This window comes from Staphylococcus sp. TCBT05 (assembly GCF_055179755.1).
Map to the genome: position 1 here is coordinate 537,088 of NZ_JBUQDQ010000005.1, position 22,695 is coordinate 559,782.

21 protein-coding genes, 1 pseudogene and 1 riboswitch are annotated in these 22,695 nt (G+C 33.9%); of the genes and pseudogenes, 17 read left to right on the forward strand and 5 right to left on the reverse strand.

Annotation, left to right across the window (positions count from 1 at the left end; genetic code table 11):
- Nucleotides 1-198: 198 nt before the first annotated feature.
- On the forward strand, nucleotides 199-1,038 hold the full coding sequence (locus ACY191_RS02460) for a YitT family protein (protein WP_042739560.1): 840 nt from the start codon (nucleotides 199-201) through the stop codon (nucleotides 1,036-1,038).
- A 322-nt stretch (nucleotides 1,039-1,360) separates the two neighbouring features.
- Here the strand turns inward: ACY191_RS02460 and trhO are convergent, their stop codons facing one another.
- Nucleotides 1,361-2,314, reverse strand: a complete 954-nt coding sequence (gene trhO, locus ACY191_RS02465; protein WP_229366667.1) for an oxygen-dependent tRNA uridine(34) hydroxylase TrhO — start codon at nucleotides 2,312-2,314, stop codon at nucleotides 1,361-1,363.
- A gap of 400 nt (nucleotides 2,315-2,714) precedes the next feature.
- On the opposite strand from trhO, the gene ACY191_RS02470 reads away from it, so the two are divergent.
- The 3 genes from ACY191_RS02470 (at nucleotide 2,715) to eutH (ending at nucleotide 6,046) form a co-directional block, all read left to right on the forward strand.
- Nucleotides 2,715-4,157, forward strand: coding sequence for a sensor histidine kinase (locus ACY191_RS02470; protein WP_229366666.1), 1,443 nt, complete (start codon nucleotides 2,715-2,717; stop codon nucleotides 4,155-4,157).
- Entirely contained in the window at nucleotides 4,135-4,704 is a 570-nt protein-coding gene (locus tag ACY191_RS02475) for an ANTAR domain-containing response regulator (RefSeq protein WP_229366665.1), read from the forward strand. The genes ACY191_RS02470 and ACY191_RS02475 overlap by 23 nt, the downstream gene beginning before the upstream one ends.
- A 106-nt stretch (nucleotides 4,705-4,810) precedes the next feature.
- Nucleotides 4,811-6,046, forward strand: a complete 1,236-nt coding sequence (gene eutH / locus ACY191_RS02480; protein ID WP_229366664.1) for an ethanolamine utilization protein EutH — start codon at nucleotides 4,811-4,813, stop codon at nucleotides 6,044-6,046.
- A 125-nt stretch (nucleotides 6,047-6,171) separates the two neighbouring features.
- Here the strand turns inward: eutH and ACY191_RS02485 are convergent, their stop codons facing one another.
- The 3 genes from ACY191_RS02485 to ACY191_RS02495 are packed head-to-tail and all read right to left on the reverse strand — an operon-like array spanning nucleotide 6,172 to nucleotide 9,833.
- A complete protein-coding gene (locus tag ACY191_RS02485; RefSeq protein WP_107511926.1) occupies nucleotides 6,172-6,939 on the reverse strand; it encodes an SDR family NAD(P)-dependent oxidoreductase in 768 nt (255 codons plus the stop codon).
- Nucleotides 6,940-6,960: 21 nt separating this feature from the next.
- Nucleotides 6,961-8,373 (reverse strand): glutamine synthetase family protein, encoded by a 1,413-nt coding sequence (locus ACY191_RS02490; RefSeq protein WP_107511927.1) that lies wholly within the window; start codon nucleotides 8,371-8,373, stop codon nucleotides 6,961-6,963.
- 20 nt (nucleotides 8,374-8,393) lie between these two features.
- The gene (locus ACY191_RS02495; protein ID WP_229366663.1) at nucleotides 8,394-9,833 is read right to left on the reverse strand and encodes an NAD-dependent succinate-semialdehyde dehydrogenase; all 1,440 of its coding nucleotides are present in this window, start codon (nucleotides 9,831-9,833) and stop codon (nucleotides 8,394-8,396) included.
- Between the two features lie 230 nt (nucleotides 9,834-10,063).
- Between ACY191_RS02495 and ACY191_RS02500 the strand changes: the two genes are divergently transcribed.
- The 7 genes and pseudogenes from ACY191_RS02500 (at nucleotide 10,064) to ACY191_RS02530 (ending at nucleotide 16,493) form a co-directional block, all read left to right on the forward strand.
- Nucleotides 10,064-11,137 (forward strand): M20 family metallopeptidase, encoded by a 1,074-nt coding sequence (locus ACY191_RS02500; RefSeq protein WP_229366662.1) that lies wholly within the window; start codon nucleotides 10,064-10,066, stop codon nucleotides 11,135-11,137.
- A gap of 136 nt (nucleotides 11,138-11,273) precedes the next feature.
- Nucleotides 11,274-11,744, forward strand: a complete 471-nt coding sequence (locus ACY191_RS02505) for a peptide-methionine (S)-S-oxide reductase (protein ID WP_107511930.1) — start codon at nucleotides 11,274-11,276, stop codon at nucleotides 11,742-11,744.
- Between the two features lie 253 nt (nucleotides 11,745-11,997).
- Nucleotides 11,998-13,431, forward strand: coding sequence for a YhgE/Pip family protein (locus ACY191_RS02510; protein WP_042739570.1), 1,434 nt, complete (start codon nucleotides 11,998-12,000; stop codon nucleotides 13,429-13,431).
- Between the two features lie 25 nt (nucleotides 13,432-13,456).
- Nucleotides 13,457-13,918 (forward strand): MarR family winged helix-turn-helix transcriptional regulator, encoded by a 462-nt coding sequence (locus ACY191_RS02515; RefSeq protein WP_229366661.1) that lies wholly within the window; start codon nucleotides 13,457-13,459, stop codon nucleotides 13,916-13,918.
- Nucleotides 13,919-14,306: 388 nt separating this feature from the next.
- On the forward strand, nucleotides 14,307-14,801 hold the full coding sequence (locus ACY191_RS02520) for a DUF4064 domain-containing protein (RefSeq protein ID WP_229366660.1): 495 nt from the start codon (nucleotides 14,307-14,309) through the stop codon (nucleotides 14,799-14,801).
- Nucleotides 14,802-15,043: 242 nt separating this feature from the next.
- Nucleotides 15,044-15,130 (forward strand): annotated as a pseudogene (locus tag ACY191_RS02525) (hypothetical protein); the annotation flags it as partial.
- A gap of 439 nt (nucleotides 15,131-15,569) precedes the next feature.
- Nucleotides 15,570-16,493 carry an AEC family transporter gene (locus ACY191_RS02530; RefSeq protein WP_229366659.1) on the forward strand — a complete coding sequence of 308 codons (924 nt, stop codon included), beginning with the start codon at nucleotides 15,570-15,572 and terminating at the stop codon, nucleotides 16,491-16,493.
- 213 nt (nucleotides 16,494-16,706) lie between these two features.
- On the opposite strand, the gene ACY191_RS02535 is transcribed toward ACY191_RS02530, so the two are convergent.
- Nucleotides 16,707-17,027, reverse strand: coding sequence for an antibiotic biosynthesis monooxygenase family protein (locus tag ACY191_RS02535; protein WP_229366658.1), 321 nt, complete (start codon nucleotides 17,025-17,027; stop codon nucleotides 16,707-16,709).
- A gap of 178 nt (nucleotides 17,028-17,205) precedes the next feature.
- Here ACY191_RS02535 and xylB point away from each other — a divergent pair, with 178 nt between their 5' ends.
- The 6 genes from xylB to ACY191_RS02565 all read left to right on the forward strand — a co-directional run bounded on the left by xylB (nucleotide 17,206) and on the right by ACY191_RS02565 (nucleotide 22,689).
- Nucleotides 17,206-18,696 carry a xylulokinase gene (gene xylB, locus ACY191_RS02540; protein ID WP_229366657.1) on the forward strand — a complete coding sequence of 497 codons (1,491 nt, stop codon included), beginning with the start codon at nucleotides 17,206-17,208 and terminating at the stop codon, nucleotides 18,694-18,696.
- 162 nt (nucleotides 18,697-18,858) lie between these two features.
- Nucleotides 18,859-18,968, forward strand: a riboswitch (TPP riboswitch).
- 74 nt (nucleotides 18,969-19,042) lie between these two features.
- Complete coding sequence (locus ACY191_RS02545; protein WP_229366656.1) at nucleotides 19,043-19,627, forward strand: thiamine phosphate synthase; 585 nt, start codon at nucleotides 19,043-19,045, stop codon at nucleotides 19,625-19,627.
- Entirely contained in the window at nucleotides 19,620-20,738 is a 1,119-nt protein-coding gene (locus tag ACY191_RS02550; RefSeq protein ID WP_229367401.1) for an NAD(P)/FAD-dependent oxidoreductase, read from the forward strand. Before ACY191_RS02545 ends, ACY191_RS02550 begins: the two co-directional genes overlap by 8 nt.
- Entirely contained in the window at nucleotides 20,722-20,922 is a 201-nt protein-coding gene (gene thiS, locus ACY191_RS02555) for a sulfur carrier protein ThiS (RefSeq protein ID WP_042739576.1), read from the forward strand. The genes ACY191_RS02550 and thiS overlap by 17 nt, the downstream gene beginning before the upstream one ends.
- Before the next feature lies 1 nt (nucleotide 20,923).
- Nucleotides 20,924-21,691 (forward strand): thiazole synthase, encoded by a 768-nt coding sequence (locus ACY191_RS02560; RefSeq protein ID WP_042739577.1) that lies wholly within the window; start codon nucleotides 20,924-20,926, stop codon nucleotides 21,689-21,691.
- A complete protein-coding gene (locus ACY191_RS02565; protein ID WP_042739578.1) occupies nucleotides 21,691-22,689 on the forward strand; it encodes a ThiF family adenylyltransferase in 999 nt (332 codons plus the stop codon). The genes ACY191_RS02560 and ACY191_RS02565 overlap by 1 nt, the downstream gene beginning before the upstream one ends.
- Nucleotides 22,690-22,695: the final 6 nt, after the last annotated feature.

Below are 22,695 nucleotides of genomic sequence, written 5' to 3' on the forward strand. Positions count from 1 at the left end.
GTTATGGTGAGTTGAACTTTTACAATTGAAATGTCTACGCAATTATATTACTATGTGTATTTGTGTTGAAAAATTTAATAAGTAAATATCTATTAGAACTTTTTAGTTGTTAGCTAAGAAGTTCTTTTTATGTTAAATAACATAATCATGAATAGACATATGTAACTTTAAACTATAAAGAAAGTGAGGCTTGTGAAGATGGTGTATAGAATACATTTGAAGAATATCTGTTTCTGTATTTTGGGGACATTTCTTATAGCGATTGGCATTAATACATTTGTTATTGCATCTAATTTAGGAGAAGGCGGCACAGTTGGCATATCATTAAATTTAAAGTATACGCTTGGTTGGTCACCAGCTATTACTTCGTTTATTATCAACGTCATTTTAATTATAATAGGGTGGAAATTTTTAAGTAAAACAACGGCAGTATATACATTGATCACTGTAATTTCTAGTTCGTTGTTTATTGGCTTGACTGAGAATCTAACACTTAATATAGATTCAGACTTTATCAATACAGTGTTTTCAGGCGTGTTGATTGGTATTGGTTCTGGTTTTGTAATTTCTGCACGTAGTACGCTTGGTGGTACATCGGTTATTGCCAAAATAATTAATAAATATTCAGAGATTAAGACTTCTCAAGCCTTATTCATTTTAGATACTTTAATCGTTGTATCATTTTTATTAGTGTTACCTGTACAAAACGTACTTTATACAATCGTGATGCTATTTATTGTAGAAAAAAGTATGTCCTTTGTAATAGAAGGATTTAATCCGAAGAAGGCAATTACGATTATGTCAGCTTATAATGCTAAAATAAGTCGTCAAATCAATCAAGAAACAGGTCGTGGCTCTACATTATTAAATGGAGAAGGCGGTTATGGTCAAAAAGAAAGCAAAATTTTATACGTAGTTGTACCTCAAAATCAATTATCACAAATTAAAAAAATCGTTAATATATATGACGAGAATGCATTTTTGGTTATTCATGATGTAAGAGATGTCTTAGGCAATGGCTTTATGAAGGTTCAATAATAAATTTATTAAAATATTGTCTAAGAGATGTCTTCAATAGTAACTGTGACTAACCGTTTTTAAAATTCAGTGAAATCATCTGTAGTAATAAAAAGCTATGAAGAAAGTAAAGATGGTAGACTTTGTTCATAGCTATTTTTATAGATCAAATAATCTAGTCCATAAAATGCTATTTTCAAATACGATAATGAGATCATTTTATGCAAGTGCGTCTAAATTAAGCAATATTATAAATAAAACAGCCAGTAAATAAGTATAGAAGCTTATTTACTGGCTGTTTATTTGATTTTTTAATAGTGATACAAATTATAAAAGTTAGCGATTATTGATTAACTAACGTGTTAAAGTTTTCTAAACGTTTTGCTTTTTCTGCATCGCTAATATTGTGTTTTTTTACATAGCGATTTCTTTCATGAGCAGCACATTCATGTGAACAAGCACCTAAATAGCGTGCTTCGTTTTCTTCAGAAACTAGAATTTGTTTGTTACATTCTGGGTTACTACAGTTGATGTAGCGTTCACAAGGTGTACCGTCAAACCATTCTTTACCGACAACTGTCTTTTCAACATGGTTTACGTCTACACTGATTCTTTCGTCAAATACATACATTTTACCGTCCCATAATTCACCTTGAACCTCTGGGTCTTTACCATAAGTTGCGATGCCACCTTCAAGTTGCGCCACATCTTCAAAGCCTTCTTTTAATAAGAAACCTGAGAATTTTTCACAACGGATACCACCAGTACAGTAAGTAACGATTTTCTTATCCATAAATTGCTCTTTATTCTCTTTAATCCAGTCAGGTAAATCTCTAAAGCGAGTAATGTTTGGTCTCACCGCACCACGGAAATGACCTAAATCAAATTCATAATCATTTCTAGCATCAATAACGATAGTATCATCATCTAATAATGCTTGTTTAAATTCTTTTGGAGATAAATATTTTCCTGTTAATTCATTTGGATTAACATCATCTTCTAGGTCTAATGCAACAATTTCATTTCTTGGGCGCACATGCATTTTCTTGAATGCGTGACCTTCAGCTTCATCAACTTTAAAGGTAATACCTTCAAAACGAGGATCGGCTTTTAAAGTTTTCATATATTTGTCAGTTGCTGCTACAGTTCCTGACACTGTACCGTTAATCCCTTCACCAGATACTAAAATACGGCCTTTTAATTCTAAATCTTTACAAAAATCTAAGTGCTCAGTTGCAAATGTTTCGGGGTCTTCAATTGTTGTATATTTATAATATAACAATACTCTGTAATCCATTTTACATGCTCCTTCTATTTAATTTTTTTATCAATTTATATTAAGATCAGCGTGAATTGAAATTAATTTGATTTATGAAGTTTTATAACTACTTTTTCTATGGAAAAAGTATGCCAACGTTGCAAGTTTGTGTAAAAACACAAAATTCTCCTCAATATATTGTAACAAAAAAGGTGTATTATTCAATTCAAAAATTTTGAAATAGGTAAAGTATCCTTTATATCATATTTTTATTGAGTATTATTTTTTAATAAATAAATATATAAAGCGCTTTAAATATATTGTGGGGTAGTTATTTTCACTTTGGTTTCTCGTTGACATTTTTTGGGCAAAATTACATAATAGATAAAGAATATAATTATCCGAATATTCAAAACATTATAGTTTGGGATGATGTATTGTGCAGAGTACAAGAGAAATATGCAATACGTATACAAATTTAACAGAAATTGAAATTTACAAAGTTGAACAGTTAGCTAAACATTTACCAGAAATAGCGAGCTTAAATAATGCATTTGTATTTATAGATTGTCCGGCTATCGAACCTGATCATTTTATTGTGGTTGCGGAAGCATGGCCTAATAGTAACAATTTGTTATATCAAACATCAGTGTTAGCTCAGAATGTATATAAAAAATTTGAACCAGCCGTTTTTAAGACGTTAGATACTGGAGAATCAGTTTATCAGCATCGAGCGGTATCACAAGAAGGCAGAGTTGTTGAACAAAATGTAACGCCGATTGCTGTGAATGAGCGAATTATTGGTGCACTTATAATGGAGAAAGATGTTAGTAATAAAGTATTAGAAGAAGACAAGTTAAAGGCACTCACAGAAGCAACGGATACATTAAGTAAAATAGTGTCCCAATCAAGTGAAAGTCGAATAGGCTTTCCTGATATGATTGAAGAAAGCATATTTAATATTGATCAAGATTTATATATACGTTATTACAATTTAACAGCAGATGAACTTGTGAAAAAGATATTACGTGTAAATTGTGAAACAGACATGTCATTTATAGAATTATTTCCAAGTATTGAAGATATGCTTACCGATGGTCAGATTATTACTATAGAAGAAAGAGAATTTGAAGGGTGCTATTTTCGTGTGAAGTGTATTAGATTATTTGAACATAATGAAGTAACTGGGCATTTAATTTTGATGCAAGATATTACCGATTTAAAGGAAAAGGAAAAAGAACTAATTTCTAAGTCTGTGGCAATTAGAGAAGTACATCATCGAGTTAAGAATAATCTACAGACAGTAGCTAGTTTGCTAAGATTACAAATGAGGAGAGGCTTGCCTGACGATAGTAAAATATATTTTCAAGAAAGTTTAAATCGAATATTAAGTATTGCATCAGTGTATGAAGTAATTCTTGATGAATCCCATACAGATAAAGTGAATATAGGAAAATTAATTAAAAAAATAGGCAATATGCTAGTATATAACGATAATTCAGAAGCATGTAGAATACATATCTCGTATCATATTAATCAAACGATTCTTTTACCGTCAAATACAGCTGTTTCTTTAGCATTAATTGCAAATGAATTAATATCTAATTGTATTAAACATGCATTTGATAATAAAGATGTTGGTAACATAGATGTAAAGTTAATTTATACAGATAGTGACAATGAAATGATATTGGTGGTACAAGATGATGGCGGGGATAGTTTGGACTTTGAAGAATCGTTTGGTCTCAATATTATTAATACGATAACTGAAAATGATTTGGGGGGATCATTTAAATTGACGAAAAATCGTATTGGCACAATGGGGAAAGTTAATTTTCAACACAAGGGGAGCAATGGTTATGAAGAAAATTATGGTGGTTGAAGACGAATCAATCGTGAGACTCGACATTGTAGAAATGTTGAAAACAGCAAAATACCATGTGGTTTCAGCAGTGAGCAATGGTGAAAAAGCCATTGAAGCTACAGCAGAGACACAGCCAGATTTAATCATCATGGATATTAAAATGCCAAAATTAAATGGTTTAAAAGCAAGTAAGATTATTAGCAAGAAATACGATATTCCTATATTGATATTGACGGCTTATAGTCAAAATGAATTTGTTAATGAAGCAAAACAGTCCAACATAGTTGGTTACATCGTTAAACCTATATCTGAATCACAATTACTACCAGCAGTAGAAATAGCTTTAACTCAGTCGTTTCGCTTAAGTAATTTAAAGCAAGAGGTCGCACAATCATATAAACAAATTGAAAATAGAAAATGTATTGAACGTGCTAAAGGACTTATAATGCAACGATTGAAAATCACAGAAGATGACGCATATCAAAAATTGAGGAAATTGAGTATGGATCATCAAGTTGAACTTGAAAAAGTTGCGGCTAAAGTAATCAAACAATTAGATTCGTAAATAATAATACTTAGAAGTGAATATATTAGAGCAAAGGTGCTTATTTGTAGTAACAAGTAGGCATCTTTTTGTGTTTTTATAGTTTGAAAACAATGGGGTGGAGTAAATGGAACATATTGGTACAGTGATTATTTATATCATTATGATTTGTGCGGTGCTTGGTGCTATTGGAGCGATTAAGGATGCTCAAAGGGGCATTGGTAAAGAGTTTATGGAAGGTATTTACACAATTGGTCCTATATTTGCAAATTCAGCAGGTATAATGGCATCTATACCGTTTATTTCCAAATTTATTGAACATGTATTTGGACCAATGTTCGACAAAATAGGTGCGGATCCAGCAATTGCAGCGACATCAATATTGGCTACAGATATGGGTGGATATCAATTAGCAGATGTTTTAAAAGAGAGCTATGAGGGTTGGATAATGGCAATGATTGTCGGTTTTATGGCAGGGGCAACAATTGTTTTTACAATTCCTTTAGGCTTACCAATGCTTGAAAAGCGTGATCATAAGTATATGGCACTAGGAATACTGTCTGGTTTATTAGCAATACCTTTTGGGGCATTTGTTTCTACTACTATTATGCTGTTCAGTCATATGAAAGTGCGTACTTTCATTGGTACAACAGGTGCAGCGACACACGTATTCTCTATTAGCTTTACGTCAGTATTGTTAAATTTGTTACCGTTAATTATCTTTGTAGTTATAACTGCAATAGGTTTATATTTCTTCTCAGATTTGATGATTAAATTGTTTATTATTTTTGGTAAGATATTGGATACTTGTATCAAACTTGTCTTTGTTTGTTCTGTAGTAGAGATTTTTACAGGATTTTTCACACACGTTTTTGGAGTGTGGGGATTTGATCCAATCATGGCGGATAAAGAGGATAATTTTAGAGCTTTAGAAAATGCTGGTAACATTGCAATTATGTTATCTGGTGCCTTTCCAATGGTTTACTTGATTAGAAAGTACTTTTCAAATGGATTAACACGTGTGGGAGGGAAAATTGGTTTGAGTGAAGCTGGTAGTGCAGGTATAATTGCGACAATTGCTAATATATTAGCAATGTTTAAATTGGTAAAGGATATGCCACCAAAAGATAAGGTGATTAATATATCCTTTGGTGTGAGTTCAGCATTTTTATTAGGAGATCATTTATCGTATACAGCCAACTTCCAACCGACATTGATTCCAGCTGTTCTTATAGGAAAATTAAGTGCAGGTATCCTATCAATAATATTTGCCTACATTTTATGTTTACCAAAAGCGAGAAAATTAGAGAGGATTGATCGACAAGCAGGTATTATTGGATTAGATGAATATAAAAATGAATAATAAATGGCTGCACATCATTGTAATTGATAAATATTATAAAAAACGAATGTTAAAATATAAAAACCTGTCCAACAAACGTTGAACAGGTTAACTTTTGTGTTGTGCTATACTATAGTACATCTCAATTAGAAATAGTTTGCAGTTATACCGCCGTCTACATTGATGTTAGCTCCGTTTGTCCAATCAGATTCATCTGAAGCTAAATATAAGGCACAGTTAACAATATCTTCAGGTTTGCCAAAGCGTCCAGAAGGTTGTCTACCTAAACGCACATTCTTAGCATCTTCATCTGAAACGAGCCACTCCATGAGTAAAGGTGTTTCTATAGGACCAGGGCTTATCGCATTTGTGCGAATACCTTTAGGTCTGAATTGAATTGCTAATGATTTTGTCAGAGAGACTACTGCACCTTTAGACGCTGTGTAAGCATCTTGAGGCACTGAACAACCCATTTCTGCGACAAATGATGCAATGTTAATAATTGACCCAGTATTATGCTTCTCCATTTCTGGAATGACGTATTTAGTCATAAAGAAAATGCCTTTTACATTAATATTCATTACTAAATCCCAAACATCTTCACTTGTGTTAACTACTGAATTGTCTGCCTCTGGCATCACACCTGCATTATTGTACAATACATCTATTTTGCCATATGTTTCGACGGTATCTTGAACGGCTTGTTTTACATCATTTTCATTGGCAATATCTACTTTAAAGAACGAAGCCTGGCCACCGTCTTGAATAATTTCATCAACGGTTTCTTTGCCTGCTGTGCTATCTCTTTCAAAGACTGCGACCTTTGCACCTTCTTTAGCAAATCGTTTTGCAGCTTCTTTACCCATGCCACCACCGGCACCTGTGATGATACAAACTTTATTTTCTAGTCTCATTGTTATTCCTCCATTCATGTTTTAGCTTTGTTCGAAATATCTTGAACGTTCCCAAGTTGTGACATAAGAGTCAAAGTCATTTTGCTCAGATTGAGCAGCGTGTAAATAGTGTTTAGCTACATCTTCGCCCAATACTTCTTTAACTACATCGCTTTCTTTCCAAGTTAAGATTGCTTCATGTAATGATGACGGTATACGTTCGATAGCGTCTTGATTATAAGCATTACCTTTTAGTTCATCAGGTAAAGGGATTTTATGTTCAATACCATATAGTCCAGCACCAATCAACGCAGAATATGCTAAATATGGATTCATATCTGCTCCGGAAATTCGAGATTCGAAACGTAATGAGTTACCACAACCGACCATACGATATCCTGCAGAACGGTTATCTCTACTCCATGCAATACTTACCGGTGCCCATGAATTTGGAGCAAATCGTTTATATGAATTTATATATGGAGCAAACATAAGTGCGAAATCACGTGTATATTTGATAATTCCGGCTAAGAAATGCTTTAATGTATCAGAAATAGGATTTTCAGCATTGTCGCCTGCATAAAAGGCGTTATTGTGTGTTCCTTTTTCCATCATACTAAGATGAATATGACCACTAGAACCGGTCCACTCAGCATAAGGTTTAGCCATAAATGTGACCGATTTATCATTTTGGATACATATTTCTTTCATTCCGTGTTTAAACATGAGATGTTGATCTGCAGCCTTGAGGGCATCTGCGTACTTTAAGTTAATTTCGTGTTGTCCTTTGTATGCTTCACCCTTAGATGATTCAATCGTAATCCCCATTAAATGCATTTGTTTACGTATTTCTTGGTAAATAGGCTCGTTTTTAGTGCCTTGTAATAAGTTATAATCTTCATTTAAGTGACCAGCAGGTTCTAATTTACTATAGCCTTTTTTATTTATATCTGAAAATGAATCATTAAACAGGTAAAATTCTAATTCACTTGCCATATGTGGTGACAATCCATAGCTTTCGGCTTTTTTAATCTGTTCTTTTAGTATGTTCCTTGGAGCAATCTTAATTTGTTCTTCTCCATCAACAGTATACACATCACAGAACACAAGAGCTGTTTTTTCTAACCAAGGTACTACTTTTAAAGTATCCCAATCTGGTTTGGCTAGATAATCGCCGTATCCTTTATCCCAATTCATGTATTCATAACCATCATCGGTATCCATTTCAAAGTTAGTACCTAAGAGATAGTTACAAAAATGAGTTCCTTCTGAAATATCATTTTCTAAGATGAAATCACCAGTAATACGCTTGCCCATTAAACGTCCTTGCATATCGCAAAAACCAAGCACAACTGTATCTATTGATTCGTTTTTTACAAGTTCTAATAATTTTTCTTTCGAAATACTGCCAGTTACATTATTATCATCATGTGTATCGTGAATTTCATTAATCATAATATCTACCCCTTTAGCATTTATTCTTGTAACGATAGTGAGATATATTTTAACTCTAAGAAACCATCTAATCCGTGGTGACCACCTTCGCGACCCATACCACTTTCTTTGATACCTCCAAATGGTGCTTGAGGTACACTAAGTTGGGTACCATTTACACCAATCATTCCAAATTCTAATTGCTCAGATATTTTGTAAATTGTATTAATATTATTTGAGAAGAAGTATGCTGCAAGACCAAACTGTGAGGCATTCGCAATTTCTATTGCTTCATCAATACTCTTAAATGTAATGATAGGTGCAACTGGCCCGAAAATTTCATCTTGAGCAATAGCCATCGAAGGATTGACGTTTGTTATAACTGTTGGTTGATAGAATAATCCATTACTTGAAATTGGAAGTTTGTGGCCACCTACTTTGATATTGGCACCATTTTGAGTAGCATCTGCAACGAGATGTTCAACTTTATCAACAGCAGCTTTATTTATCAAAGGCCCCACCTGTACGCCGTCGTCTGTACCAATACCAACTTTTAATTGTTGAACTCGAGTTGCTATTTTTTCTGTGATTTCATCTTGTATATCTTCATGAACAAGCACTGTATTTATGCCGTTACACATTTGACCTGTGTTTTCGAATTTATTTTCTACGATGGCGTCAGCTGCAATGTCTAAATTGGCATCTGGTAAGACAATAGTTGGCGCATTGCCACCTAATTCAAGTGAAATTCGTTTAACTTGATCAGCAGCTTGCTTCATTAACTGCTTACCTATTGTAGTTGAACCGGTAAATGAAATCTTTCGAATTTTAGGGTTACTAAATAGTGTATTAGAAATCATTGAAGAGCTACCTGTTACAATATTTGCTACACCATTATCGATATCAGTACGCATTAACTCATCAAAAATGGCAATCGCAATTCGTGGCGTTTCACTTGAAGGCTTAACAATAACTGTACAGCCAGCAGCTAAAGCAGGCGCTACTTTACGTGCAATCATCGCACCTGGGAAATTCCAAGGTGTAATGAGTCCACATACACCCACAGGTTGTTTAATTACTGAAATACGTTGTTGTGGTGAAGAAGGTGGAATGATTTCTCCGTAGATTCTTTTTCCTTCTTCAGCATTCCATCGAATAAATTTAGCACAAACACCAATCTCCCCATAAGCTTCTGCATATGGTTTACCTTGTTCTTCACTCATAATATGTGCTAGTTCATCTTGTTTAGAAATTAAATTCTGAGCCCATTGCTCTAAGATGTCAGCCCGATATTCGGCAGTATAGTTCGACCATGATTTAAATGCAGTGTGTGCTGCGACAATTGCATCATTGACTTCATGTTTAGAAATTTTCGGGACTTCTCCTATTACATCACCTGTAGCAGGATTGATGACTTTAATACCATCACTAGTTGTAATTTTATTTCCATTAATCCAGTTGTGATTGTAGTTATAACTCATTTAAACTTCCCCCTTTGAATATAAAAAAAGAGCTCACACAATACGACACGAAATGTCTATTGTATAAGCTCCATTGCTTTATATATATTTACTTTTAAAGAACAATAATTACTTTATGGGTGAAATATCTCCCAAGTTGATTAAATGTTACTAAATTTTCAAAACCTTGTCAATTTTCAGACAATCAATTATACTGTGAGAAAATTTTAACCTTGAAGGAGGTTCGTTTTATGTCAAAGACGATAGACTTATTAACGGATTTAATTTCTTATAATAGTTCGGATAAAGAAACTGCGAATGAAACAATTCAATACTGTTATGATTGGTTGGAAAAAGAACAATTACAGCCAGAAATTTTAACTAATGATGGATATAAAATGTTGTTATGCGAAGTCGGGGAAGGGAAACACAAACTTGTGCTAAATGGTCATGTTGATGTCGTTAGTGGAAGGCCTGAACAATTCACTCCCAAAATTAAAAATGGCAAGATTTATGGACGTGGTTCTGCAGATATGAAATCTGGAGTAAGTGCTATGATGGTAGCAATGAGCGAGTTACAACACATTGATTTAGGAGATACAACTGTTCAATTACAATTAGTTTCTGATGAAGAAATAGGCGGTAAACATTGTGCAGCATATTTAACAGAAGAGGGATTTTTAGGAGATTTTGTTATTTGTGGTGAAGCGACTCAATTAGGTATAGGATTTCAAGCAAAAGGAATTCTTCAGTTTGATATTACATTAAAGGGTGAATCTGCTCATAGTAGTAGACCATGGGAAGGAGAAAATGCTATTGCTAAGGCGCTTAAACTACATGATGATATTCTAACATTACCATTTGCTCAAGAAGCTACAGACATTTATAAAGAGCCTTCAATTAATTTGGCTAAAATAAATGGAGGGGATGTATATAATAAAGTTCCAGATAAATGTAAAGTATCATATGATATTCGATATTTGCCTTCACAAGATTATGAGGAAATACTCTCACAAATTAAAGGTATAACTAATGGAGATATTCAATTACATCTAGTAGGTCCAGCAGTACAGAATGATGTTAATCATAAGTATATAAAGCGTTTGGAAAATACTATAAAAGAATCAATGGATAGTGACAATGTAGCTGTTTTTGGACAGCATGGTTTTGCAGATACAAGGTATTTCTCAAGATTTGATGTACCTGCAATTGAATTCGGTCCGACAGGGGCTGAATGGCATGGTGATGGTGAATATGTAGAGATAGCTTCAGTAGAATCTTACAAAGATATTTTAGTAAACTTTGCTGAACATTTTGCTAAGTAATACTAATATAGATTTGAATAACAATACTAATTCGAGTAAGTTGGACTTGAATTTATATTGTTATTTGAAGATGTAGTTAGAAATTATTTTAAGTTATAGAGGTTAAAGTAGTAATTGTGTATGGGAGGCATAAGTTATGGAAACTATTTATTTAGCAGGTGGTTGTTTATGGGGAGTACAAGCTTTTCTTAAGACATTGCCGGGTGTTGTGGAGACTGAAGCGGGAAGAGTGAACGGTTCGACCAATACCCTAGATGGAGCATATGATGGTTATGCGGAGTGTGTAAAGACAGTCTTCCAGCCGGAGGTTAGTGATGTTGAGCAGTTAATGTCATATTTTTTTGAGATTATAGATCCATACAGTATCAATCAACAAGGAGATGATGTTGGACCTAAGTACCGAACCGGAGTATATAGTGAAAATAAACAACATCTTGAAGCTGCGCAAGCATTTATAAATAATAGGACAGACCATGCAGAAATTGCAGTGGAAGTCTTACCTTTGTCTAATTATGTAAGAAGTGCAGAAATTCACCAAGATCGATTAGATAAATTTCAGGATGACTATTGTCATATCCCACGAAAATTAATGGATAAATATAAATAGGACAGGATATTACAATGGATTTGTTATCAATATAAAATTATATTAAGAAAATATATTTGATGTCTTGACATATAAAAAAGATGAGCGTAATATTTTAGAATGTACATGGGGTGTACTAATTTAAAAGTAGCCCTTTTCGTAAAAAAATAATAAAAGACTTTGTATATCCAATATAGACTACCCTCGATATTGGGTGTCATTTTGCCCTTATGGTACATGGGGTGTACATTTTTAGAAAAGGAAGGTTCAAAATATGTTCAATGAGTTCAAATTTATATTTAGAAATAAGATGTTGATTGTCTCCCTTGTTTCAATTGCATTGGTATCATTATTATATGTTGCCTTTTTTGTTGGTTCAATTTGGGATCCATACGATAAGACTGACCAGTTGAAAATATCTGTAGTCAATCATGATGAATCAGCAAAGATGAATGGTAAAAAGATTACAGTGGGCGATGATTTAGTCGACAAACTTAAAGATAATGATAAGTTTAAGTTCCAAGAAGTTTCTGAAGAAAAAGCACAGAATGAATTAAATAAAGGTAAAAGTGCTGGAACAATCATTATTCCTAAAAATGCTTCTCATAATACTACAACATTATTAGATAAGCATCCTAAGAAAATTAAATTAGAGACACAAGTTAACCCTGGTTCAAGTTATACTGAGAGTCAAACTGCACAAAAAGCACTTGATAAAGTTACAACAACATTGAAAGATGATATTCGTTCAAAATATCTAAATCAATTATTTGCAGGTACTAAAAAATCACAGTCTGGTTATCAAGATACTTCTGATGCATTAGGCAAAATGTCAAATGCAGAATCACAATTAATTAGTGGTAATCAACAAGTAACAGATGGCTTAAAACAATTAGAACCAGCTGTAGGTCAACCAGCACAACAGTTAGAATCTGGTAACCAACAAGTAACAGATGGTTTAAATCAATTAAAATCAAACAATGATCAATTAAAACAACAAATTGACAATTCAATTTCACAACAAGAAGATAAATCATTCGAAAGTAAAAATGAAAAAGCTTTAAATAAAGTGACAAAAATTGACGAAAACAACCCTACAGAAGCGGATAAATACGGTGAAACAATCGTGCCATATATGGCGAGCGTAAGTTTATTCGTTGTGGCAGTTTCGTTTAGTGCAATTTATCCATTACGTAAAACTTTAAGTCGTGATATATCATCATTTAAACAAGCAATAGGTAAATTGTTATTGTATATCGTACAAGGTTCATTAGCAGCGCTATTTATGAGCTGTTGGGTTATCTTCGTTTTCGATATGTCTATAGATAATATCGGCCAATTCTTGATAACAGGAATTTTATGGGCGATTGCAGCAATAACAATTACGACATTCCTAGGCTTGTTCTTAGACAGAATTGGTCTGTTCTTATCAATGATACTGTTGATATTACAATTGAGTGCGAGTGAAGGTATGTTCCCAATTGAAATGTCAGCTAAATTCTTTAGATGGATTCATCCATTCTCACCTATGACTTATGCTATCCAAGGATATAGAGAAGCAATCTTTACAAATGCTGGTCACTTCAACTTTAGCTTTGTAATTGGTGTATTAGTTGGTATTATCGTAGTAATGATGATATTGCAATATTTAATTCTATTATGGTTTAATAAACGAGATAGACTACCATTTTCAATGCAATTTAAATAAGTATTGAAATTAAGGGGAGAAATAAATGGAAAATGTTGATAGCAAGATTGAAGAAGCTATAACAAAATTTCAAATAGTGATGTTGAGACTGAATAAAGAGATTGTTGAAGTAGTGAAGGAAACAGGTGTCAGTAACTTGCTTTCTAGGGAACAAATTGAAGCGATGAGAATTATTCAAACTGAGGGCAAGGTAACGATTAACGAACTTGCTGCGTTACAGAATATATTTAAAACAGCGGCTTCAAAACGCATTGGGAAATTAGAAGAGATGGGCTATGTTCAACGTGCATATTCTGACAATAAGCGAATCAAATTAATTCAATTAAGTGATGAAGGCGCAGAATTTTTACAAGAGGCAACTACGAAAATGACTAAAGCTGTAAAGGAACGTATCGGTGACAAATTCACATTAGAAGAGGTAGAACACTTTGTCGATCAATTATATATGATCGAGAATGCATTCAGTGAGCGTAAGCGTAAAGCATAGTAAATCAAACATTTTTAAGACAAGCTATGGAGCAATTTATGATGATAGATTGCTCCATAGCTATTTTTATAATCATAATTATAGATGTTGAGTATGATGAGCGTGACGTTAGAAGGAGTAAAATGCGTGTCGAGACCAAGAAGCTATCCATCACCTAGATGAGCGAGTAAAGCAATACTCAACTTAAACATACAAAAAATAGATGCAATGATGTCTTTAATTACTTAATAAATAGTAAGTAATGACGTATTATCGGAGATGTGAAATAGACTTCTAGTTTAGAGATTAGTATACTTGAATTAAAGCGTTTTGAAATTTAAATAGCTTATAATTTTGCATTATGTCTTTTTTTGAAATAATTAAATATGGATGTAGGAGGTACTTTATAATGAAAAGAACCGCAGAAAAAATACTCGCTTGGATTGGAGTTGCTTTACAAATTATTGGCGTTATATTTATCGGATTTATGTTCCCTTTAATCGGTACTGATGACTTTAAACAATCTGCAATTAACGCAATGCAACAAGAAGATCCAACGATTACAACGACAAATGCCAATGATGGTATGAATATGTTAGTAGGCATGTTAGGAATCGGTTTAATTTATGCTATTGTAGTGTTAATCATTGCTTTGATTGGTGCAATCTTAATAGGTAAGAAACCTAAAGTAGCAGCAATTTTATTAATTATTGCGGGGGTTCTATCGCTATTAGGAAATTGGATAAACGCAATTTTATGGATTGTTGCCGCAATTATGCTATTAGTTAAAAAGCCGAAACAACCGAATCACTATAATCACACAGCAACAACAGAAGATAATAGTGATTTGTCATCTTTTGAGTCTCTTAATAAAAAAGATTCAGATAATGACTACAAATATTAAAGTGTTTATTTAGCACAATAGTATTATCAAACGTTAAACAGAATCAGTCGCGTTTAACGACTCATATCAAGTGACTTAAAGTTATTAAATGGGCTATGATTAACTTATTCATTGTGGTATTACTCAATGAAACCGTGGGGGAGCAAAATGAAAAAGATGACATTTCGGTCGTGTATTGTAACTGACTGTAGCGTCATTTTTATATTGATCATTACACAGTTTTAAATGAGGTGAGACAAATGATGGTATTAGTAATGCTATCACCCCTTCTAGTAGTTGGTTTTATAGTGATGGCAATTTTAGAAGAGAAAAAAAGAAACCGTAAGAAATAATTTATGGTAAATATATAAATGAAATGCTGCATTTAGAAACTGATATCAGTTTTTTAGATGCAGTTTTTTTATTGATTATACTGTTACTTAGTACATCTATTATTTTGACAGCAATCACCAAGCTTATAATAAATTAAAGGTTAACTAGTGGAGCTTGATGGTTATCATGAGGAGGTAACACTGAGGGTTGTCTAACGTGAGACATGCGAGATGCTCAATAAATGTTGCTATATCAATGTTTTAGAGTTATGAGAAATGAATGATAATGTCGATGCATTATTTAGTAAATGTTTTACATGAAACATTTTTCAAATTATTGAGAAGTAGTATGTATATATTAATTGGTTTTGTCCGGTCAAATTTATGGTTATTAGGTTCCCTTTTTATTACAAACGTAACTATCTCATGTATAATTTTAAGCAAAGGGGGTTATGTTGTGAGTGAAATGTTATATATTTTAGAAACGGTATTATTGCCTATTTTTATTATGATAATTTTAGGATTTATACTGCAGCATAAATTTGATTTAGATTTAAACACTTTAGCAAAGTTAAATATTTATGTCTTTGTACCTGGATTTATTTTTGTTAAATTCTATAAGACTCACTTTGCTTTGAGTTTATTATTTTACATAGTTGTATTTTTTGTATTATACATAATTGTTTTATATATCATTGGGCGATTACTTGCTAAATTTTCAAAAGGTGACAAAGGGGAAGTAACTACTTTGACTAACAGTGTGCTCTTTTTTAATTCTGGAAATTATGGTGTCCCGGTAAATGATCTTGTATTTAAAGGGGATCCATTAGCAATGTCTGTTCAGGTATTGGTGTTATCCATGCAAAATATCTTTACCTTTTCATACGGTGTGTTCGCAATTCAATCATTGCGTATCGGAAAGTTAAAGGCACTATTGGGTTACTTTAAAATGCCTGTACTTTATGCCTTATTATTGGCAATCATCTTGAATTATGCGCATGTTCCCATCCCTAAATTTATCTGGACACCTGCAAATTACGTGGCAGACGCTATGATTGCGATTGCTTTGTTGATGTTAGGTGCACAAATTGCGAGAATTAAATTTAGCTTTAAATGGTCTGCAGCATATGCCTTTATTTTTATAAGACTAGTAATTGGACCAATTATTGCCTGGGGAATTATTGAATTGATGGGACTTGAGGGTGTGATTGCTCAAGCGTTATTCATCACTTCTGCGATGCCAACGTCTGTCAATAGTTCTGTGATTGCCCAAGAATATGATAATCACCCAGAGTTAGCAGCTGAAATTGTCTTTTTATCCACGTTATTAAGTTCTGTGACAGTTGTTGTGGTCATCTACTGCTCAAAGTTATTATTTTAAACCGAATTAATGAACTCATATGCAGTGAATTTATGCTGAATATGCAGTGTTCAAGAAATACTTAAGCATAATCTAACATAGGAATATGTACGAAAAAATGGAGTAGTATCAGTAAATCGATTTGTCCAATCGACATCTGTACTGCTCCATTTCTTTATATCTAAAGCATATGTTTAAGTACAACTTTAGATATTATATTAAAATGCTATAAATTTAAAATTTTACAACAGAATATTGCTTTAATACTTTTTTGAATGGACTTGGTTCACTTTCGCCGCTTTTAATTTTTTTATTCATTTCTTTATGTTCTTCGACGTGTTCAGGTCTTGCTACCCAAGTTTGGAAATCTTTTTTCTCTTGCCACTTACTAACAATGACATATTCAACTTCATCAGCCTTTGATTTCGTCCACACTTCAGCATCAATGAGCCCTTTAACGTTGTCGTTTAATTCAGCTAAATTCTTTTTGGCTTTATTGTATAATCTATCTTCATTTTCTTTATTTGTAGAAAATGCGACTTCTGTAATAAACATGTATTTCCTCCTAAAGTTAAATATTTATTAATGCTAGCACTTTTAAATTTTTTTCTCTAGTAATTTTAATTGAATTTGATTTTTTATTTAAACGTGTTATAAATATGTCGTATAAAAAATTAAAACGTATAACATGCTATTTTTTATCAAAAAAATACTTTGAAAAGGGACGATGCGCGTGATTGATGCAGTATTAGGAATTGATATAGGCACTGGTTCTGTAAAGGTTATAGCTGTAAGTAGGCAAGGAAAGGTCATACAAACTGTGAGCGAAGATTTAAAAATGATTCAACCTCAAGCAGGATATAATGAACAACGACCTGATGATTGGGTAAGTGCGACGATTCAGTGTATTAAAAAAATACTACAAGATCCGGAAATGGCGAATGTTAAGGTACATGGTATATCATTATCTGGTCAAATGCACAGTCTTGTAATACTTGATCAACACAATCAACCTATTCGTAATGCAATCTTATGGAACGATACTAGAACGACTGAACAATGCGTAGAAATAAGGCAGAAATTGGGGGACTATGTGTTAGAAAATCCTGTTTTAGAAGGATTTACGTTAACGAAATTATTATGGATTAAAGCAAATGAACCTGAAAACTGGGCGCAAATTGCTACATTTTTATTACCCAAAGACTATGTTAGATATAAATTGACGGGCAATCTTCATATGGAGTATTCGGATGCATCGAGCACTCTGCTCTTAGATCCTGTGCTAGAAACGTGGTCGAAAGAATTGGCCACGCACTTTACTGTAGATCACATACTTCCGAACCTGGTGGCATCAGAGGATTTTGTTGGCTATGTAACTCCAGAATTAGCTCGGAAATTAGGGTTGGAAGAGGATGTAGCTGTCTTTGCTGGTGGAGGAGATAATGCTTGTGGTGCCTTAGGGGCAGGTGTTATCAAAGACGAACAAACGCTATGTAGTATTGGAACTTCTGGTGTTGTATTAAGTTGTGATAGTAATGCAAAGACTCATTATCGACATAATTTGCATTTTTTCAAACATGTTATCCCTAATCAATCCTATGTGATGGGTGTCACACTTGCTGCGGGTGATAGTCTCAATTGGTTGCGTAGTAATATCTTGTCTGATGTATCATATGAGCAAATTTTTAAAGAGGCAAATGCATCGGATATAGGGAGTAATGGTTTGTTATTTGCGCCTTATTTATCAGGCGAACGGACACCCCATGGAGATTCGAGTATACGTGGTAGCTTTATCGGGCTCAGTGCATTGCACACTAGGGGTGATATGGCACGTGCAGTAATAGAGGGTATCACCTATTCCTTGTATGAGTCCATTTGTCTATTAAGAGCAAAGGGTAAGGCAATATCAGAGGTGGTGGCCATTGGTGGAGGCGCTAAAAATGATTTCTGGTTACAACTACAAGCAGATATGTTTAATGCTAAGGTAAAGCGATTGAAGTATGAGGAAGGGCCGTGTATGGGAGCGGCTATACTCGCGATTAAAGGTCTAAATTGGTATAACAATTTAGATGCTATCATGGAGTCATTTATCTGTTTTGAGCAAGTATTCTATCCGAATCAGAACAACCACGAACAATATCAACAATACTTTGAGGTGTATAAAAAAATATATACACAAACGCGTGAATTGACTTCAAGTTTGTTGTCATTATCAAAAAAATAAAAATTTGTTGCTTGAAAATTAAATTTGAAAACTATAGCATAGAGTTAACTTATAATTTATCAAGTGAATTAAGTTGAACTTGAAAATAAATACATAATGAGTTAAGTTTAAATTAATTATATATGTCATTTACATGTGACGTATGCAAGTTTAAAATTTCATAGAAACCACTGGAAGTGCCTTTATTAAAGGCTGAGACCGATGTAGTGACATAGGGATTCCTTGAACCTGATCCAGTTTGTACTGGCGTAGGAAAGTGGCGTTATAAACAATTAGTATTCGTTCATTCAACGTTATTTTTCTACACAGAAAAATAACGTTTTTTTATTTATTAGAGGTGAAAGGCATGTTTGTAGCGATAACAGCAGATAAATATTTAGCAAGAAAGGATATAATGCATTATTTAGCTATTGAAGCACATATTGATTATTTGATTGTTAGAACTCCAATGTCATCAGACGAATTGGTTGATTGGATTAATATGTTGCTACAGTATCAATTTCCTAAAGAAAAAGTAATTATTCATGAAAATATAGATGTTTTAAATCGTTGTGCTTTAACCGCGATTCATTTTAAAGAACATAATAATCAAGATTTATTTTTTAAACAGCGCTTTCCACATATTCAGGTGAGCAAGTCAACGCATCATAGTAGGATGGTTGCTGAGGCAGCGCAACGTGGTTTAGATTTTGTCTTGTTTAGTCATATCTTTGAAACGAAATCCAAGCCAGGCATAGCACCACGGACAACTGACGAAATTAATGCGGCATTGCAATATGATATTCCAGTGGTCGCGTTAGGTGGCATCAATCATCGAACAATTGCTCAGTTGCCAAATGGCTTTGATGGTATTGCAGGCATCTCACTTTTTGAAAAAGATAATGTTGCACATTTAGATCAATTGAAGGAGGTGTGGCATGCGTATGTATGATGTCATCATTATTGGTTCGGGTGTTATGGGCATGTCGGTAGCGAGAGCATTGAGTGAACATTCGGTCCATGTAGCTATAATTGATCGAGATATACCTGGCATGCATGCCTCGTATAAGGCTGGTGGGATGTTAGGTGCACAAAATGAATTTACTCAAGAATCAGCGCTCTATCATATCGCGCGTAAATCACAACAAATGTTTCCAACACTAGCAAGTGAATTATTGGATGAAGTCGCTTTAGATATTGAATATTTAAACAGTGGCTTAATTAAAATAAGCGCCTCGAAAGCTGATGCGCATGACATTCAATTGCAGTATCAATTTTTAAAGCAATATAATGACCAGATTGAGTTGCTAACGGATTCAAGATTATGTGAATTGACCAACGATAAGGTTATGAACAATGGCAAACAGGCGATGTATATACCGGACGATCATCAAGTCAATGCTAATCGATATACGAAAGCACTGCTTGAGTCTATAAAAAGGCGGAACGTGGAACGTTGTTATCATACGGAAGTGCATCATATTGAATCACTTAAACAAGGTTACAAAGTGAAGACACAGAATGGTTCGTTTTATGGTAAAAAGGTTATCGTCGCTGGTGGTGCATGGAGTGGTAGGTTAGTGTCACCCCACTTACAATCGCATAATGTTACAGGTGTCAAAGGTGAAGCGTTACTCGTAGAACACCCAACATTGAATTTGAATACAACGTTATTTATGACGAATGGTTGCTATATCATTCCAAAGTTACAACACCGTTACATGATTGGTGCTACAAGTTACTTTGATGATTACTCTGTCGGAGTGTCGTCGGTAGGAAGAGATTGGCTCTTACATCAAGCATCGACTATTGTACCTCAATTAAAAGATAGTCAGATGCTACATGAATGGTCCGGAATACGACCTTATAGTAAAGAAGAACGTCCAGTTATGGATGAGGTGGCGCAAGATTTGTTTGTTATCACAGGGCATTATCGCAATGGAATCTTATTATCGCCATATATTGGTGCTTTGATGTGTGAATGGTTATTAACTGGGCAACGTCCAGAAGATTTACAAGATTTTAGAATTGAGAGGAGTGTTGACAATGCAATGCATTATTAACGGTGACAGCTTTAAATTTAGCAAAGAGTTAAATATTCAAGAATTGATTCAAGAAATGGGATTAGATGAAAATCGAATCATCGTTGAACACAATGAAGAATTGATTCAACGACAACAGTTTCCTGTTCAAGTGGTAAGAGATCAAGATTGTTTAGAATTATTAGAGTTTGTAGGAGGCGGATAAGATGATTGAAATTGGTAAATTTAAATTAAATTCGAGACTATTATTAGGTACTGGCAAATTTGAGAATGAGGATATACAACAACAAGCGATACAAGCATCAGAAACTGAGGTGTTAACATTTGCAGTACGTCGAATGAACCTTTATGACAAAGATTTACCTAACCCACTTGCTCAAGTGGATTTATCAAATTTTGTGACCTTCCCTAATACTGCAGGAGCAAAAACTGCACAAGAAGCGGTACGTATTGCTGAAATTGCGAATCATGCTGGTGTATGTGACATGATTAAAGTTGAGGTGATTGGAGATGATGAAACACTGTTACCTGATCCAATTGAGACTTATGAAGCTTGTAAAATATTATTGGAAAAAGGTTATACAGTATGCCCATATATTTCTAATGATGTCGTGTTAGCTAAACGATTAGAGGAATTAGGTGTCCATGCGATTATGCCGTTAGCTTCTCCAATAGGAACGGGTAGAGGCATTAACAACCCATTGAATTTAAGATATATAATAGAACGTACAAATGTACCGGTGATTGTAGATGCTGGGATTGGTTCTCCAAAAGATGCTTGTCATGCAATGGAACTAGGCGCTGATGCAATCTTATTAAATACGGCGATATCAAGTGCAGAAGACCCAGTTAAAATGGCAGAAGCGATGAAGTTAGGTATCAATGCGGGTAGATTGAGCTTTGAAGCTGGAAGAATCCCAGTGAAATATACAGCACAAGCATCTAGTCCGACTGAAGGAATTGGATTTTTATAATGAAAAGATACCAACGTCAAGCGATTTATGCACCATTTGGTAAACATGGGCAAAGTCGACTTGAAAACACTCATATCATGATACTTGGTGCAGGTGCGTTGGGGAGTCACTGTGCGGAAATATTAACTCGGATGGGTGCAGGCAGTCTAACCATCATTGATATGGATGTCGTTGAAACATCCAACCTACATCGTCAAGCGATATTTGATGAAATGGATGCTGAACAATTGCAACCAAAAGTAATTGCCCTTGAAAATAAATTAAAGTTGATTAATAGTAATGTGAAAATCACTGCGCTATATCAAGAGCTCACTAATAACAATATTGAAAATTTATTAAAGACGTATCAACCGGATATCGTAATTGATGGAATGGATAACTTTACAATGCGCTTTCTTATTAATGAAGCATGTCATAAATGCCAAATACCTTGGATATATGGAGCGGCAGTGGGAAGTAAAGGTTCAGTGTATGCCATTGACTATACGGGACCTTGCTTTAAATGTTTATTAGAGACCGTTCCTCAAACAGGAGAGAGTTGTGCAATCAATGGTGTATTGCCACCAGTTATTTATCAGGTTGCTAGTATGGAGGTTTCTGAACTATTGAGGTGGCTATCTGGTCATGGCTTTTCTAAAAAGTTAATCACGATGGATAGCTTTACTATTGATGTGAAGACATTAAATATTAGTGGGTTAAAGCAGCATCAGTGCCCAGTCTGTAAACGACAACACTATGAATATTTAAATCAGCCAAGGACCAAACACGTTGAAAAGCAATGTGGGAATACCTATCTATTGCGTTTCAACCCTTCAGTGTTTAATTATGCAACGCTCTTACCTACTACAATTGTTAAGCAAAATGACTTTGCTAAGTTGATGACCTATCAAGGTTATCAAATGACATTATTTAAAGATGGTAGAATGAACGTTTACGGCTTAGACGAAGAAGCGGATGCACAACAACTTTTCCTTACTTTGAATAAAAGCGTTAAATAATCTATT